Annotated in this window: 6 protein-coding genes and 1 pseudogene; 4 read left to right on the forward strand and 3 right to left on the reverse strand. The window is 60.0% G+C overall.

Annotated elements, in window-relative coordinates:
* The first annotated feature begins 132 nt into the window (after window positions 1–132).
* From AR689_RS22030 to AR689_RS22045, 4 genes and pseudogenes are all read left to right on the forward strand, one after another.
* Complete coding sequence (locus tag AR689_RS22030) at window positions 133–999, forward strand: GntR family transcriptional regulator (protein ID WP_231745630.1); 867 nt, start codon at window positions 133–135, stop codon at window positions 997–999.
* 718 nt (window positions 1,000–1,717) lie between these two features.
* Window positions 1,718–2,467 carry a hypothetical protein gene (locus AR689_RS22035; RefSeq protein ID WP_062073636.1) on the forward strand — a complete coding sequence of 250 codons (750 nt, stop codon included), beginning with the start codon at window positions 1,718–1,720 and terminating at the stop codon, window positions 2,465–2,467.
* 221 nt (window positions 2,468–2,688) lie between these two features.
* Entirely contained in the window at window positions 2,689–3,576 is an 888-nt protein-coding gene (locus AR689_RS22040) for a protein NO VEIN domain-containing protein (protein ID WP_082698134.1), read from the forward strand.
* A 253-nt stretch (window positions 3,577–3,829) separates the two neighbouring features.
* Window positions 3,830–4,422, forward strand: a pseudogene (locus AR689_RS22045) (recombinase family protein).
* Window positions 4,423–6,180: 1,758 nt separating this feature from the next.
* On the opposite strand, the gene AR689_RS23895 reads toward AR689_RS22045, so the two are convergent.
* The 3 genes from AR689_RS23895 to AR689_RS22070 form a co-directional block, all read right to left on the reverse strand.
* A complete protein-coding gene (locus AR689_RS23895) occupies window positions 6,181–6,447 on the reverse strand; it encodes a YunG family protein (protein WP_502686025.1) in 267 nt (88 codons plus the stop codon).
* A gap of 969 nt (window positions 6,448–7,416) precedes the next feature.
* Window positions 7,417–13,581, reverse strand: a complete 6,165-nt coding sequence (locus AR689_RS22065) for a hypothetical protein (protein WP_062073647.1) — start codon at window positions 13,579–13,581, stop codon at window positions 7,417–7,419.
* On the reverse strand, window positions 13,578–16,403 hold the full coding sequence (locus AR689_RS22070) for a LamG-like jellyroll fold domain-containing protein (protein WP_156424665.1): 2,826 nt from the start codon (window positions 16,401–16,403) through the stop codon (window positions 13,578–13,580). Before AR689_RS22070 ends, AR689_RS22065 begins: the two co-directional genes overlap by 4 nt.
* Window positions 16,404–16,781 lie beyond the last annotated feature (378 nt).

The following is a 16,781-nucleotide window of genomic DNA, read 5'->3' on the forward strand; positions in this document are numbered from 1 at the left end:
ACCGAAGTTGTACGTACCTTTGATACGTACAATAATGGGTGGTGTAGGTCACGTCAAGGCCGCTTGTTCTCACCGCTCAGCGGGGAGGCAGGAAGGTGGGGGCTAAGATTTGCACAGGGCAGAGGAGTCAACGTGAGTGTGGAATCAGCAGAAACAGCGGCAGAGCAGGCGGGACGCACCAGCCCCCTGAACCGGGACGACGGAGGTCCTCTCCACGCCCAAATCCGGGACATCCTGCACCGGCAAATCGTCGACATGGGGCTGACCCCAGGCTCCTCCCTGCCCACCGAAGAGGAACTGCAACGGCAGTTCGGCGTCTCCCGCAGCGTCGTACGGCAGGCTTTGTCCGGCCTGTCCGATCTCGGCCTGATTCGCCGCCAGCGTGGCCGCGGAAGCGTCGTAGCCTCAACGCCAGTCCTTCGTCGGCACGTGCAGCGCGCCGGCGGGCTGGATGAGCAGGCTGCAGCCCACGGCCAGCGCCTGCGCACCCACGTCCTCACCGTGGAGCCCTCCGCCCCACCAGAGGCGGGCATTGAGGCCCTGGGCACCACCAACACATGGAGAATCGAACGGGTTCGCTACCTGGATGAAGTGCCCGTTGCCTTCATGCGGACCTGGGTTCCCCGTGACTTTTTCCCACACTTCTCCGCGGAACTGCTGGAAAATGCATCACTCCTGAACCTGATGAGGGACCACGGATACCACCCCGCCGGCGGCCCCCGACAAGTACAGGCAGTGTCCGCCGATCATGATCTGGCCCGGAAACTGAACATCAACACCCGCGAACCACTGCTCCTGCTCCAGGGCGTGACCCGTGACGCTCTCGGCCATGGTCTCGAATGGTTCAACGTCTGGCACAGCCCCAACACGGTCTTCGATGTCGACGCACAAGTCACAAACCAACCCGGGCGCGTCTCGCAAGAGCACATCCGGCGCTTGCGGAACCTGACCCAGCAACTGGAAGCAGAACTAGCTGATCTCGAACGAGGGGCACACTAGAAGGCAGCCATCCCCTGCTCGGGATTCGAGGCGTTTTGGTTTCGAGACACAGGGATTCGGCAGGTTCGATTGCCCGTACGAGGATCGTTTAATGAGATTCGCCCTAAAGCGTTTGCACTGGCGCAGTGCCACGTTTGCGGTCACTATCGTCCGGGCGCCCGGCGCCCGGTACCCCAGGCCTGGTACTGACAGAACCGGCTGAGATATGGCAGGATCAAAGCACTGTTAGGGCAGACCGACCTAGGGCCCGGAGCGGCTTTACTTATCGGTGGCCTTCCTAGGGGGCTGAGCAGCGTGGTAGGCCCGCGACCTGAATTGCTCAAGGTGACTACTGAAGGGGCCCTTCCGAAGCGAGATCGGAGCCTAAGGCCACCCTTCAGCAAATTCCTTTCTTCACGGCGGCACTAGGCAAAAACCTATTCCCACGCTGCAAATAGGAGTTCCCTGTGATCACCGATCTTCTGCCCATCTCCCTTGGCCTGTTCATCATTGGGTGTTCAAGGCTATTACCGCCCTTCGTTCTGTGCCTGGTGGTGCTTGCCAGAACGGGGAAAACTGAGGGGTTCCGGGACGTGGCTACAGTCTTCGGGACAGTGTCACGAGCCCGCCCCAGGGAGGGTGTCCGCCGATAGAGAATATGCGCCAGGCTGTTTCGGGCAGTTAACCGCCCGGCCTGCTCCACAGACTAGATGTCGGAGGGGCGTGAAAGGATCCGGACATGACCGAACTTGCATACATGATCCGCGAAGATTGGGCACAGGGTGGTACGTCGATGGTGCCCCAAAGTGCTGTTATCCGAGAGTGGCTTGGTGAGCCCCCATACCTGTTCGCAGTATCCGATTTGAAGAGGCTTCGGGAGCCAAACAGCGCGGACACGGAGTTCATCAGCTATGTCGCCGTTGAGAAGGGTTCCCAACGGATCGTGGGGATTTCGGAGCTGCGAAACTTTGCACAGGACAACAATCGCTTCGCCGGAACGCTCACGGTCCTACACCCTCACGGGAAGGACGATTTTGAGTTACTCAGGGAAGTGGTGGCCACCAACAGGATTGAACGTCTCTTTGTCGTTGTCTGGTCTCCCTCGGAGATGGTCCGGACGTGGCTTGACGGTGTTGGGGCACGCAATGTGGATACCGGAACGGTCGGAGCAGTCGATGCTTTCCAGCTTGAGGCGGCCAAGTGCATGGTTAACGAACAGTACAACGGGCTTTCGACCGGGAACGGAAAAGCGGCCGTTGTTCAACTCATCCTTGCTTTCACTGACCGGGGCTATGCCCTGGAGAAGGAACCTTGGTTGCGCGCCTTCTTCGCTGCTGGAGGCAAATTCCGGCACGCCGAGTCAATCAGCAAGTTGATCGCGGAGATGAAGAAGGGGATCAATCACCGGGTCCAGCAACGCTACCAGCCAGAGATTTTCTCCATTCTTCAGGAGCGGGCGTCCGCTGTCGCGGCTGACCTTCCTAGCTGACGGACGACATGACACGAGCGCTTCCGACCCGGCTAGGAGTATGAACGTCCGCGGGGCGACACGGAGCGGCGCAAAAACACCGCCATTTATCGCCAACAGCCACAACCCTGGCGGGGTAGGGCCATCGGGTGCATCGGAACTCAAGACCGCAATCAAAGTTGGTCAAAAGGCTTCGCGTAGCGTTTGTGACCTAAGCCAGCCGTATATGCCTGGCTTAAGGGTTGAAACCAACTGTGCCGAGAAGCGTCCCCACGCTGTTAGTCGGTGATACTCGACTCATGGTTCTAAACATCAGGCTTATTGACCGACAGACCGCTGACAGCGATGATCCTCTCCCACGTGGATGGTGGGGCTACGACGCCCAGGCAACTCCCGAAGAGCTCTGGGAACACAACCGAGGGGTTTGGATTCTCAACGACAAGCGCATCGCAGATGAACGTTGGGCGGCTTTGAACTATCAAGGACGAATCATCCTAGTTGCAGAACTCCACGGGCCGGATCACGAGATCGTGGTTGATAATCGCACAGGAACATCCAAGAAGGCACTTAAGGGCCGTGTGCTGCTCGCAGGGAATCCGATTCATGACGTCCTTATCGGTGAAGAGGTCATCTACCGTAGGAATCCGGTTTCATATGATCCGGATCCTGCCATCGCTGAGACCCTCGACGGCGCCGCGGATGAAAGTTCATTGGATGTGCCGGGCGCCGGAGGTCAGGGGGTGCAGATGGACCCAGACCTGAGGAAAGCAATTGAGAATGCTGCACAGGACCGGTTGATGCGTCACTACCGAGAGGACGGTTGGCATGTGGCCGACACCCGGCACAATCGCCCTTATGATGCGGTTGCCGTAAAGGGCTCGGAGATGCTTTTCCTGGAAGCAAAAGGCACACAGAGCAAAGGCGAGACCGTCATAGTTACTCGCAACGAAGTCGCGAATGCCCGCCAACATCCGGGCCTTTGCATCATGGGAGTTTGGTCGGGCATGAGGTTGGTCGACGGAGTAGTGGATCCCGAGGCGGGGACATTTAGGCTCCTTGCTTTCGATCCGGACGATGACGCACTCAGGCCGCGAGACTTCGACTGGACGCTTCCTCCCAGCGAAGTCTAAAGCCCCCGGGGGACCTCGTACGTAGTAGAGTGGCGTATCGATGACGACCGGTCCGGCGACGACTGACAGGGCAAAGGTTCGTCGGAACGAAGAGGTGTCTTTAAAAGCTAAAGCTTTTGAGACACATGTAATCTCCAGGAATTGAGTCACAGGGATTCCGGAATCGGGGATCTCCCTGTGTCCTATTAACGCGTCTCACCATGAAACGTCTCGGTTGCTCTGGTTGAGTGAGTTTTCAAGACAGAATGAGGACATGACGTTACTTGGTTACACGAGGGCCAGCACGGCGGCGCAGGACGCGCAACTGCAGCTGGATGCACTGCTGTCAGCGGGGGTACAGTAGCGGGATGTTTTACTGACGTGACATCCGGCAGCAGGTCAGCTGCGGAGCGGCCAGGGATGAAGAAGCTCCTGGACCATGCAGAATCAGGGGACACCGTGGTGGTGTGGAGGGTGGACCGTCTCGGTCGGTCTCTGATCGATGTTTTGAACACGGTGAACTTGCTCCGGGGCAGGGGAGTGAAGCTCCGATCGATCTCTGATGGGATCGACCCAGCGACCACGTCGGGCCGGCTGATGCTGAACATGCTGGCTGCGTTGGCTGAGTACGAGCGGGAACTGATCACCGAGCGGGTTAATGCCGGCATCGCGGCAGCAAAGGCGGGTGGCACCAGGTTCGGCCGTCCAGTTCTCAACCCAGCTGTAGTGGCTGACAAGCTTGAAGTTGCAAGGGATGCCAGGGCCAAAGGGAAGACGGCCGCGGAAGCTGCCCAGCTGGTGGGGTGGAGTCGTCCGACCCTGTATAGGCTCCAACAGGAGTCGATGCGCCAGCCCGAACCCCACTGAGGCTCGGCTACCAGTCTCGGCTAACCTTTTGGCGGAGCACTTCGGTCTGTTCCAGAACCTTTGCAGCGGCAGGGGATACGGACACCGTTTTACCGTCCCTCGTTTTCAAAACAACATTGACGAGGGTTCCTGTGGAGCTACGTTCAGTGACGGTGCGGGAAGGATACTTTTTGGCACTCTTCGTCAGCACGTAGTTCTTAACTTTGCTGCGCCTACTAACTGGCATCGGTTCTCCTAAACAAACGCCTCTTTCTCTTAGTCTGGGACTTCTGCGCTGCGCTTTCTATGACCAAATCCTGTACTGAGCCCACTACCTCGTAGAGGAATCGCTCTTCTTCCCGGCCGAGTAGTTTGCTGTCTCCGAGTTGAGTCAGGGCTGACACTCCGATGAACTTTGCCGACAGATCGCCCTCAATCGCCAGATCAAGAGCCCATTCTGCTCGCTTCCACCACTGGTCTCGCTTGTCAGCCCGATGACGTTGAATCAAGGCTGCAGCTGCTATACCCCCATCGATTAGCGCTGCGAACAAGGTCGCCAGCGGAGCCGAAGCGGCCACGATGCAGCCACTCGGGAATCACAGTGGAAGGGGTGCCAGGCATTCCCTCATAGTACGGGAGGTAATGCAACGCGCGGACACGCCGGCTAACCGCGAAGCCGCGATGGGTGGGTGCCTGCCAGTGGGGTTCCAGTTCCATAGAAGGGAAGAGACGGCCTATCGTTTTGAAGTTATTCTTTGGTCTCTTTTGTTTTCCCGCTGACGGACCCGTCTGGCTGCCACATAGAGGGGCCGGATTGGGGTCTTCTTGGGTGGCGGACGGGGAGCAGATGGCTGCGCCGATGCTCGGATTTTCCATGCAGAACATCAGTCCCGAGGAAGCACCTGCCCGGTCTACCATACGGATAGGCGACGAACTACGACTGTACGAGGGCCTCCGAATCTGTGGGTGAGGCGCCGTCATGTGGACAGAACCGACGACGTCTCCGCTACAGACTGGGGAGGAAGCACGGTTCGCTGCGTGGCGCAACTATCCCGACTAATGAATAACGGACAAATATTCGCTCGCCTGTAGTCTGGAAACCTTGCGGTCTATCCGTCTTAACACGTTACTGAAGATTGAGGATTCGAAGATGGCCCATCCTGTCGCACCTAGGACAGCGAGCAACGTTCCCAAAGTCCTTCGAACAGCGAGTTACCTCTGGCTGGCAAGCGCGATCCTAGCCTGCATTCAGCCAGTCATCTTTCTTGTCACGCGGGAGGCAAGCGTCCTTGTAGTGCTCGTTGGCGGTCTGTTCCTGCTTCTATTTACGGTTGTTCAGATCCGGGCAGCATTGGGACTCCTTAGAGGTCAACTCTGGGCGAGGGTAGTTCTTTCCATCTTGGCTGTTTTGGCTATAGGAGGAGTCTTCAGTATCGTCCTGACGCCTCTCACAGTAACGGTGCTGATCTTGACGATTGCCGGTTCCGTGCTGATGTGGATGCCAGCATCCACCGGATACATGCGACAGTGTGGCTCCTCCGGCGACCAAGCCCCGGCTCGCGAGTCCCAGCTCTAGTACTCGTAGAGCGGTGTCTTCGTTCCCCTGCTCGGCCTTAATCTCCGGTAAGGAATCCTTAACCGGACGTTCTAGACCGGTTGTGATCAGAGGTTGAGTGCGGAAAGCACCCTCGCGCGAAGCAATTGGTAGTCGCTGACGTATGCCTGGGGCCCCTCTTGCGGTCGGACGACGACACGGGGCTCTCCTATGATGCGGTGATTTTAAATTGCTCTCGAGTTAGGTCGATCTCCAACCCCGGGGAACCGGTTCCAGTAGTGGACTTCGTCTTCCTCGTTGGCGCCACTGACGCTCGCAATGACCAGGTCACCGCCGAGGAGGTATTCAACGATGAGAGCTGTGGGTCCGCGCTGGCCGGGCGCCGCGTTGTCGGGGTGCCACCTCGCGAGGCTCTTTGCGTCGAGACAGGTCGTATCTGCGCTCCAAGATAGACGGAATGCTCGCTCGAGCTCGAGCAACATTTGAGTCATGGCGTCAGAGTACCAAGGGACTACTGAACGGTAAGGATCCCGCTGCAGCTGGATTTGTTGTTGTCCGACGGGTGCAGCGGCGGGATATTTTCTCTGACGTGACTTCGGGGTGCAGGGCTGCCGTTGAGCGACCTGGGATAAAAGAAGCCTGTGGACTAGGCCTCAGCGGAGCTACTTTGGGACTGCTTCCGGAACGTGGTGGGTTCCTGCCCGCGGCGTCCACGTGGCCGGGCAGGCTATTGCGCAGAGCGGCGGCGTGGGTGGTCTGGTCATTTCGTAGCTCTTGCCGTCCAGATGGAACGTGACGGTTGCAATGGTGCAGCTAAGTACAGCGGAGGGCCACCGAGGATACTCGGCGGCCCTACTGCTTTCGGAGGTCCTAGGTTCAGCTCAGTGAGACGACACTAGGGCCAAAGCGTTGATTTCCCTCACGATTGGGTTGTCGCGTCATAGAAGACTGCGTGAACGGGTTCGAATGGAGATTCCCATGCAGCAATTTCTGCTTTGATCTTCATTCGATCCGGGTCGGAGTAGTCGGGCGGTGCTTCGGGAAGACCTGGGACATCCACCGCGAAGAATGCTGCGCTCTCAGCTTCGAGCTTGAGTTCAGCCCCGGGTGCAGGCCACAGATTAAGGTCTAGGCGAAAGAGCCCTCGATCTAGATGTGGTCGGGATCTACCTACAGTCCATGCTGTTAGTCCCGTGCTGCTACGGGCGGTCCATGATAGCTCACTCACTCCGTTGGCTACGAGGACACCCGTGTTGGTATCGCGTAGTTGCAGGGCTACACGAAGCTCGAAGAGCAGACCTACGGTTCGTGTCAGAGCGTCAAACCGAATGTCCAGGAGTTGAGCTTCTTGGAGTGCTCCATTTTCGGTTAGGGGGTCCATTTCCGGACGAGAAGCCTCCGTATGCAGAGCGGGGTTGAGTAGCAAGAGTTCGTGGATTTTCATCATGACTATATGACCGTCACTTTGGCAGTTCGATGTGGGCGTACGGGTGTGCGTTTGAGATGGTGTCGCCCGTGAGAGGGTTGACGGTTTGGCCGGTCTTGTTCATGTAGACAGCGTAGCCATTTGGATGCTGGTATTTTCCCGACGTCACGGGGTCCATGATCCGAATACTCGTCACTCGCGGATCGATCTCAGGGGTACCTCGAGGAATGGCGTATTGAAGCCCATTTCCTTCGACTGGGGTAGCAGTTGCGCCCTTGGGCACTCCTGGCAGTTTGACATCGCCTACTCGGAGTACGCCGGGCATACGTTGGCTTGCTTTCGCTGCGGCGATGGCTGCTGCTTCGGTCGCCTCTTTGACGGCCTCCTTCGCAGCGGCTTTCGCGGGTACCGAACCTAGCTTCCAGACCGGTCCAAGCGGTTGGGAGGTGAGGAAGTCGTCCAGGTACTTCATGTCTCTTTCGAACCTGAGGGCCTCCTGTAGCTGGCCTTCATAATCATCCCCAGCGGAGGGAACATAAATAAACATCGAAGTGCCGTTCAAGCCGCCGCCTAGGTTCTGAACGGACCCACCAGATTTATGCGTGACCTTGGGTGCGAGCGTTGACAACCACTGTTCCCACCAGGGGCGTTGGGGCTGTTGCCGCATGTACCAGGGTTCTTGGACGACCTGAGTTCCGTCGTTGTATTGGCCGTTGCCTTTGTAAGAATAGGTGCCCTTGCGGTCGTCATCGCAGTCGCAGGTTGGTTTGAGGCCGCTGGGGTCCGAGGTGTTGATGACGTTGCCGAAGGAGTAGGTGTAGGGCGTGAACCCGCGTTGATCTTCGGTGTTAAGGATCGGATCCGGTGTGATGAAGATGCCTGTGACGGGATCCATTTCCCTTGCACCGAGGTGTGTGAGGGTGCTGGCTGTGTCGTCGAGTCCAGAGATGTAGCCGTTGGTGGCACCGAACCCTGCGGGGTTGGCCGCGTTGGACCCGACACCGGATGTGCCGGCAGTGGCCGGGGAGTAGGTGTTGTTGGCGGTGGCTGTTGCGTTGGCACGTCGGGTTAGCCCAAGGGGGTCGGTGTAGCGGGTGAGGGTGGTGATGGGTCCTGCACCTGCTGTGGGCAGGGTCATGGTTTGCGCGGTGTTGACCGTGTCCCCGATGACGAAGATCAGTTTCGTCCCGGATGTTGTGGCTGTCCGTTGGGCGACTGTTTTGCCTGCGAAGGTGTAAGTGCAGGTCGCTGTCTTCACGTTGGTGGTGCTGGTGTGTGCGGTGACCGAACCGATGACTATGGTAGTTCCGGTCCCGTCCTTGACCCCGACGAGGGTGCCGGCGGCGTCGTAGAACCTTTCCCCTGTGACAGCGGCGACGGCGGGAGTGACCGAAGGGGGTGTCCCGGTGCCGGCGTTGGGGTTGGGGTTCGCGGGGATGGTGCTTGCCCCTGCGCTGGTAGCAAGGCGCCCGTCCGGTGTGTAGGTCAAGGTTTGGGCTGACCTGTCGGTCATTTTTCCGGTCGTGTCCCAGGTGAAGTTCTGGGTTGAAGCGGTCCCTCCCGTGGGCGCCGAGTCGATTTTCTGGACCCTGTGCGCTCCGACTGCACCGGCAGCGGGGTAGGTGTAGGTTTCCTTGGCGGCCAGGGCGCCGGTGTTGTTGAAGCGTCTGACTTCGGCGCGGTCACCGGTGGGTGTGTATTTGAAGGTTTGCGCGTAGGCGGCCGGTCCGCCGAGGCCGGTGACACTGGGGGCATCAACGGCTGGGACGGTTGAGCAGTTGGTGGTTGCTGTGGGGGCGGGTGTCCAGACTGCGGCAAGGCGAGATGCGTGGTCGTAGCTGTAGCACTGGTAGTCCGACGGGTTGGTCGGGCGGCTGCTGAAGGCCAGTTCCCTGGACGCTATTTTCCCGGAGGGGGTGTAGGTGTACTCCACTTTCCCCAAGTCGGAAGCGACGTTGCGGGTGTTGTTCGTGGACCACTGGTCAGTGAGCCGTCCGGTGGTGGCATCCCATGTGAAATTGACCTGGTTCCGTCCGGTGGTGTTGGTGGTGCCGCCGACTGTGTTGTTGTTGTCGTATTGGGCATACTGGGACATTTGGCCCAGGTGGTTGAACTGGGTGTCGCCCACGAACGTGTCCCAGTTGTCGTTGAACACCGAGGTCTGGATATCAAAGGTGTTGTAGACGTAGGTCAGGTTTTCGGCCGGCATCTGCCCGTTGGCAGGTCGGCTTTCCTGTTCGATCTGGCCCGTTGAGGTGTAGCTGCGGGTCGTGGTGTACGTCGGTGCTGCGGCATCCAACGCGGCTGGCAGTTGTACCGATACCGTGGCGGGCTGGTAGGCGGCGTTGTAGCCGGTCACTGTCGTGGTGACGACCTGGTTCAGGGCTGCACCGTTGTAGCGTTTGCTGGTGCTGAGCTGGCCCTTCTTGTTCCCGTCATAGGTGTAGGCCTCAAGCGTCTGGGCAGCGGTTCCGGTTCCGAGGGTCTTCTTCAGAACCCGGTCCAGATCGTCGTAGACATAGCCGATGACCGTGTTGGCGGCGTCCGTGGTGCTGGATTGACGGCCTGCCGCGTCGTACGTCGTGCTGCGGGCTCCGGAGTCCGGATCGACAGCAGAGATTTCCCGTCCGGCGGCGTCGAAGGTCCAGGACCAGTCATTGCCGACCGTGTCCGTCATGCCGGTCAGGCGGTCGAGCGCGTCGTAGCTGTAGGTCGAGGTGTCTGCTGTTCCGGTCGCGGTGGGACCGTGGAAGAGCTTCCGTGTGAGCACCTTGCCGCTCATGTTGTTCACGGTGGTGGTGGCAGCTTCGCTGCCGGGTCCGGTGACGGTGGTCGTGTCCGCGCCGGCGTAGCTCATCTGCGTGGACCACAGCAACACATTGTCGTTGGCCATGGCCTTGACTGCTGTAGGACGCTTGGCCCCGTCGTAGAAGTACGTGGTGCTGGAGGGCACGGCCTGGGACGGAATTTTCAGAACACCGTCGGGGTTCGGGGAGAGATAGTAATCATTGTTGGTCTTGGATTTGTCTCCGCGGGAGTTGTACCAGGTGTCGGTGGCGATGGTACCGCCGCCGGGGGACATCTTTTGGGTTTGGCGGACGCGTCCAAGCCCGTCGTAGAGGGTGTAGGTGGAGGTGGGTGCTTCGTCGCTGGAGAGTTTGGTGACTTTCACCCACGACGGCGCGTTTTGGGAGATGGAGTAGCTGGTTTCAATGCCGGGGGTGGGGTTGCTGGCTTGGGGGCGCAGCGGACTCCATTCCCCGGTGACTCGTCCCGAGGCGTCGTAGCGGTAGCTGGTCAAATTCTGATTGATGTCGCTCTCAACCAGAACCTGGCCGCGCATCGAATCCAGGGTGGTTGTCTTGACCCAGTTCCTGGTGGTGTTGGTGACGGTCACCGTGGTCGGCAGGCCGACCGCCGGTGTGTAGGCGGTGGTCGTGGTCCGGGGTGTCCCGGTGGAGTTGTCGGTGGACGTGGTGGGTCGGCCGTGGGCGTCGTATCCGATGGTCGGGCCCAGTTTCCACACGCTGACAGCCGTGCCGCTGGTAGTCGTAGCAGCGTCATTGCGGGCGATGTTGCCCTTGGTCGGGGCTACGTACCCGGTGGTTCCGGGGTCAGCGGAGGTGGAACCGTCATAGAGGGCACGGGTGGCGGTCAGCAGGTTCCCGGTGGTGGAGCAGCTGCCGGCGAAGGTTTTCACCGTTGCGGTCAGGGAGAGCATGTTCGCTGCCGTGTTATCGGCATAGGTGGTCGTGACGCAGGTTTCATCACCCGCGACCAGGTCCTCGCCTTGGTCGCTGACCGAAATCGGCCGCCCCAGAGCGTCGTTCGTGGTGGTCACAAGGTTTTTACGCGGGGTCGCCGACGTGCTGGTGGCCTGAAGGGTTTTCACCCATGCGGTGCCGATGTGCCTTGCTTGGATACTGCCCAGGGCTGCGGTAGAGGTCGCGGTTGGATCGGAAGCCCACGGCGCAGTGATGGTGGTACCCAGCCGCGTGCCGCCGTCACCGACGAAGGTCTCCTTCTCGATTTCCTGTCCGGCAAACCACTGTGAGTCCGTGTAGACGGTTCCGTCCGAGGCTGTCACGGAGACCGCGTGGACCCCGCCGGTGGTGTTGGACGGTGTTCCGTTCAACCCGCGTAGGTAGGTGGTGACGGTGGTGGGTTTGGGCGCGGCGTTACCGACACTGACCTTCACCTTGGACCAACCCGCCAGCACGGACCAGGTCAGCTGGGATGCTCCGGTGCCGGCGACGTATTTGGGGCCGGCGTACTTCCATGCCGGGTTGCCTTCGTAGATGTAGTTGGTGACGGTGTCGGAGGTGCCATTGGTCCCGGGGCCGGCGTTGGTGACGACTGTCTTCACGGGGTAGATATGGAAGAAGTCCTGTCGGGGATCTTGGACGATCGGGGTGGTGGGTGTCCACCACTGCGGGAAGCAGCGCTTGGTGTTGTTTTCCGGGACGATGTCGCCGACGCCATCCTTGTCGGCGTCTTCAATGGTGCACTGCTGGTCCTCGTAGGTCACCGTCGTGGTGGCACCGGTGGAGGCTTTGATGAACATAAGGCGGCCACGGTTCAACGGGGCAAGTCCGTCGACGGTCCAGACCCGGTTTTGCAGGGTGTCGCCGACAAACATGATGGGTGGATCCGTGATCCACGAGGTGCCGGGGGCTGTGCTGGTCCTGTTCGTTCCTTGGTGGATGATTTGCTGGAGCCACAGGGCCGGTTTGGTGCCGTCCCCGGGGTCGGGCATGGACTGGAAGAAGGTCCAGTAGTCCAGATCGCCGTATCCTGCAGGGTTCACGGACAGGGCCTGGCTGATGACCGTGACCAGCCGCTGGTCGGTGAAGAACGTCGGTGACTGCATGGCGCAGGCCGTTGACGTCGAGGTACATGCGTACTTGCTCAGGTCAGGGACGTCGGTGCCGTAAGTGCAGTCCACGCTGGTGCAGCGGCCGGTATAGCCGAAGGTCACGTGCAAGGGGGCTTGGGTGGAGAGTTCGGTGCCGGCACGCATGCCGTAATCCACCCGTTCCAGACGGCTGGCACGGTGGTAGGCCTTCAGCGTGCCAGACCCGCCCTGAGACTTGTAGAAGTTCGTGTCCTGCTTATAGAAGTAGCCCTGGGAGTTGCCGTTCGGGTCCACGACGTAGTCAAGGTTCCAGGCATAGGCCTGCATACAGGATGAACTGCCAAACCCGGCACTGCTGTAGCAAGGCTGGCCCGGGCGCCCATAGACCGGGACAATGTCGGCGGAGTTGTTCTCCTTGCCGGGCGACCAGCCCGGAATGCGGTTCACGCCGAACCAGTACTGGGTGCCGCTGGTGTCGGTGATTTTCCAGTAGCCGCCATCGAAGGTGCCATTGGCCGCTCCGGTGAGGTACTCGAGTTTGGTGTTGTCATCGTTTTGGAGCTTGAAGCGTTTCTCCGCGGGCTGGGTGGGGTCCATGATGATTTCCCCGGACCGGCCGCCGAAGGAAATCGAGAAGGACTGTCCCTCTTTGTTTCCGCAGAGGTCGTAGGAAGTCGTGACGCCTTGGTCGTTGCAGGAACCAAATTTTTGCCGGATGGTCCCGGTCCCGGAGAGTGCCCAGCCGTCGCCTACTACCGAGGCCTGGTTGTTGGTGGCGCTGGTGAGGCCATCGACCCGGGAGGAGTCGTAGGAGATTCCCAGTTCCGGTGTCGGTCCGGCCGGTGCCTGCCGCAGCGAGAACGGGTAGCTGTAGGTGAACCCGCCGGTCTGGCCCTTTACGCCCCAGGAACCTGAGGCCGTGCCGGGGATTTTCGCGAAGTCTCCGGCGCCTTTGTCGTTCGCCGGAGCGGGTGCCATCGGTGCAGGCCCCAGACGCACAGGGGAGGATCCCGTGTCGCTGAATGTTCCTTCGGGGGTGCTGCTGGTGGTGTTGGTAGTGCTTGGTTCCGTGGGAACCGAGGCCGGGGCTCCGCTACCGAAACGCATGGTCTTGACCCCATCGGCGGACTCTCCGACCACGACGGACGCAGGTTCGCTGGTGCCAGGCTCGGTCGTGGGCTGGAAGTCAGCGGCGGGCACGGGCTTGATTTCCTGGGCACTGTCGGACGAGCTCCAGGGCGCGGCGATATAAATGAATCCGGCACCGGAGGCGATGACAGCTGCAGCGAGCAGCCCGGTCAGCCCGGCTTTGGACTTCCGGGTCATCTTTTTGTGGCGGCTCATTTGAGCAGTCCTCTCGTGGTCCCGTACTGGGTCTGGATGGTCCCGAAGGAGGCTTCGCTGAGCACGCGTTGGGTCATGACAGGCCGATAGATCTGCCCGGCGAACCCTTGGCCCAACCGGACGGGCTGGGTGGCGTCCGTGCTGACGTGGGTCGCATTCGGGGACGCGGCGATGGTCCAGTCGCCGACCTGGTTCGCGTTGGCTGTGGTGATCCGCAGTTGGGCGTTGATGTTGTCATAAACGGCAGTGACGTACGTCCACTGACCGGCGGCAAGCTGTGCGGTGCTCACCCTGTCCTCGGTCCCGGTGCTCAGCCGTGATCCCAGGTGATAGGTTCCCCCGTCGAACCGCAACGCGGCCGCGATCGTGGATGAGTTCGCCAACTGGCTGACCAGCGGTTGAAGTCCGGTCGTTGTTTTCGGGCAAACCCATGCTGCGACACTGAAGCCATCGCTGGGGTCGATTGCCCGCCGCACGGTGGATCCCGCCTTGGCCTTGGTATCCGCGTAAGTGCCGGTGGTGGGGAAGTTCAGGACATCGGCGGTCGTACCCGCGGTCAGCGGCTTACCGTCAGCGCACTGACTGGTTGTAATGTCCTTCGCCGGGATCCATTCCGCCCCATTGAGTTCCAGTTCCAGGAAATCAGTCTGAGTATTCGGCAATGTCTGCAGGGCCGGGACGGAGAATTTAACATGCGCCGGGGCGCCCTTGATAGGCATGGCAATGTTGCCGGCATCATCGAAAGCCCACACTGTCAACGAGGTGTACTCATCCAGGGCCGTAATGGTGATCGTGGTGTCTTGCCCGTAGCCAGGGCACACTACGACAAACTCACGTACTCGGGTGTGGGAACAGTTCAGCAGATCGGCCGGGTAGATGGCCGCGGCTGACCCTTCCTGGATCGCGAAGATGTACCCGTCCGCTTTGTTGGCCGTGTCGGTGCTGGAGAGTCTGAAGCTGTAGGGCGTTTCTCCGATCACACCGTTCGGGTAGCTGACGCCGGTCGGTTGGGGTGCGGTGATCGGCGTAATTTTGGGCGTCGAAGGGGCCGTGGTGTCGACCGTGAAATCGACGGCCATCACCTGAGAGGTCAGGGTCCACTTATCTCGCGCAAGGGCGCGGAGTGTGTATGTACCGTCGGCTAGGGCAGGTGAGTCCTGCCAAGTGACGTTCGCGCCTCCGGGACTGATGTCGTTGAAGTTACCGTTGGTACCTTGCCATACGCCGTTCTTCCAGACGGACATCTGCACGAACAAGGTGCCGCCGTCGTAGCTGTCGGGGTCACTGACCTGGACGGTGAAGCTCGGGGTGCTATCCCGTGTGTAGATCCGCGACCCAGGGGTCCACGGGGTTCCGAACCAGCGGCCGTCGGAGATGGACTGGAACACCGGCATGTTTGGTGCCACGTTGTGGGTGACGATGATTTCCGCGGAGTTTTGGAACTTCTTCCATCCCAGCGGGTCGGATTCGTTCCCGGCCGCCAGCATGACGTTCCACTTCGTTTTGTTCAGCAAAATGGACTTGGCGGCCATCAGGTCGAAGCCGACCGAACCGGCAGGGCATGCGGTGCTGTAGCCCTTGGCAACGGCGCCCATATCGGTCTGCATGATCAGGCCAGGCTGAACGTTCCACGTTGTCCCAGGCCCGATGTCGCCCGTCACCCATGAAGCGACGTTCGCCGGGGTGCACGACGAAGACCAGGTCTCCACGGTGTTCAACCGCGCATTCAGGATGTCTTTACCCACAATGTAAGAGGTGTCGAACTGGAAATAGGACCGGGCCAAGTGCGTCCGGCCGTCCGGGGCCCAATAGGTCGGCAGGTAACCCACATGCATCCGGCCGTCGGTGAGGTTCCCGTTCCAATACGACGTCCCCGGGTAGGCCGTATCCACGAAGACGTAGGAAGGCTGCTTGAAAGTCCAGTCGGGGTCCACATACACCGGAAACGTCAACCCGGCCGTGTCCAGGATCTCGTCCATCCCAAAGACCTGGGCCTGCTTGCCCGCCTCTGAACGGAGACTCAGTTCAAAGGGACGGGAGACACCTTGTCCGCCAGGATCGGTGGCTGTGGCACCCTGCGCTGAAGAATCCCACCACAGCCCGCCGGTGTTATGCAGCTCCACATCACCGGAATCGGTGTCCTTGCCGGTCAGTTCCCCGTCGGCCCCCTGGGCCACGACAAGGTTCTCCGAGTCCAGGAAGATCCGCATCTCAGCCACTCGGGGATCCCTGGCCGCTTCAGCCGTTTCAATCTTCAGGACCTGGGAGATACCCGCCTTGTGTACGAGCTGGATCAAGTCCACACCCGGCAGTACCTGACGGTACGTGGCGGAGTTACCCTCCACCACCGGTACGGGAAGGGTGCCGAAAGGCCACGATTGTGTGATCGAGTGGCCCTTCTTGTCATCAAGGCTCGCGATCTCACTGGTACCGCCCTTGCCGACAGTGATATCAACCGGGACGTTTTCGGGCTTCAGGACCGAAACGCCGTCAATCGTCGCATGCACCAAATCCGTGGAGATATCAGTCCAGCCCTCGCCGGTCTGCATCCGCACCGGCTCGTTACTGATCGTCGTGGTTAACGTGCCATCCGGGTGCGCCGTAGTCTTTGACGTCGGACTCGTCGCAGCATCAACCACAACGTCCTGGGCAGTCGCAGTTGCTTCAGCAACAGCCGATGCCTCCGATTGAGGTGCCTCAGCAGAAGGGGGAGAAGGCTCGGCCTCCGCATTAGCGGCCGGTACGGCAAGGCCAATGGACAACAGGCCCAGGCTCAGCACCGGTACGCAGGCACGACGGAATAGGGCAGAAGGGAATAGCACTGCATGACTCCTTGGAGTAAGAACACTCGACAAAGGGATGCAGCAGACGCAGTCTCGAACCCCCAATTTCGACTAGCGAGAGCAGACTATCCCGGAGTTGAGGGAAAATCCAACAAATGTCCAGTCAACACACAGATAAATATGCATTGTGACGAAAACCATTCAGGAGCCCTTCGGCTGGTTGCCGAGTTACAGCACCCATGGCTTCCGCCAGTGCGGGGGTGTCAGTGACGGGCTCTTACGCCCACTACAACTCGTCCAGCAATGTCCTAACGAGCCAGGACACGAAATCAGACGGTGTCTCATCAGTAGCCCAGCTCAGGTACGTGTCGAATGGAACTACCTACATTGCGACGCTGACCAATAGCAACGGGTATG

The organism is Arthrobacter sp. EpRS71, from assembly GCF_001512285.1.
In the GTDB taxonomy this organism is placed as follows: Bacteria; Actinomycetota; Actinomycetes; order Actinomycetales; family Micrococcaceae; genus Arthrobacter.

Excerpts from the sequence above, each read along its gene's own strand:
- AR689_RS22035 (WP_062073636.1), top strand. The coding sequence starts at position 1,718 with ATGACCGAACTTGCATACATGATCCGCGAAGATTGGGCACAGGGTGGT.
- AR689_RS22065 (WP_062073647.1), bottom strand. The coding sequence starts at position 13,581 with ATGAGCCGCCACAAAAAGATGACCCGGAAGTCCAAAGCCGGGCTGACC.
- AR689_RS23895 (WP_502686025.1), bottom strand. The coding sequence starts at position 6,447 with ATGACTCAAATGTTGCTCGAGCTCGAGCGAGCATTCCGTCTATCTTGG.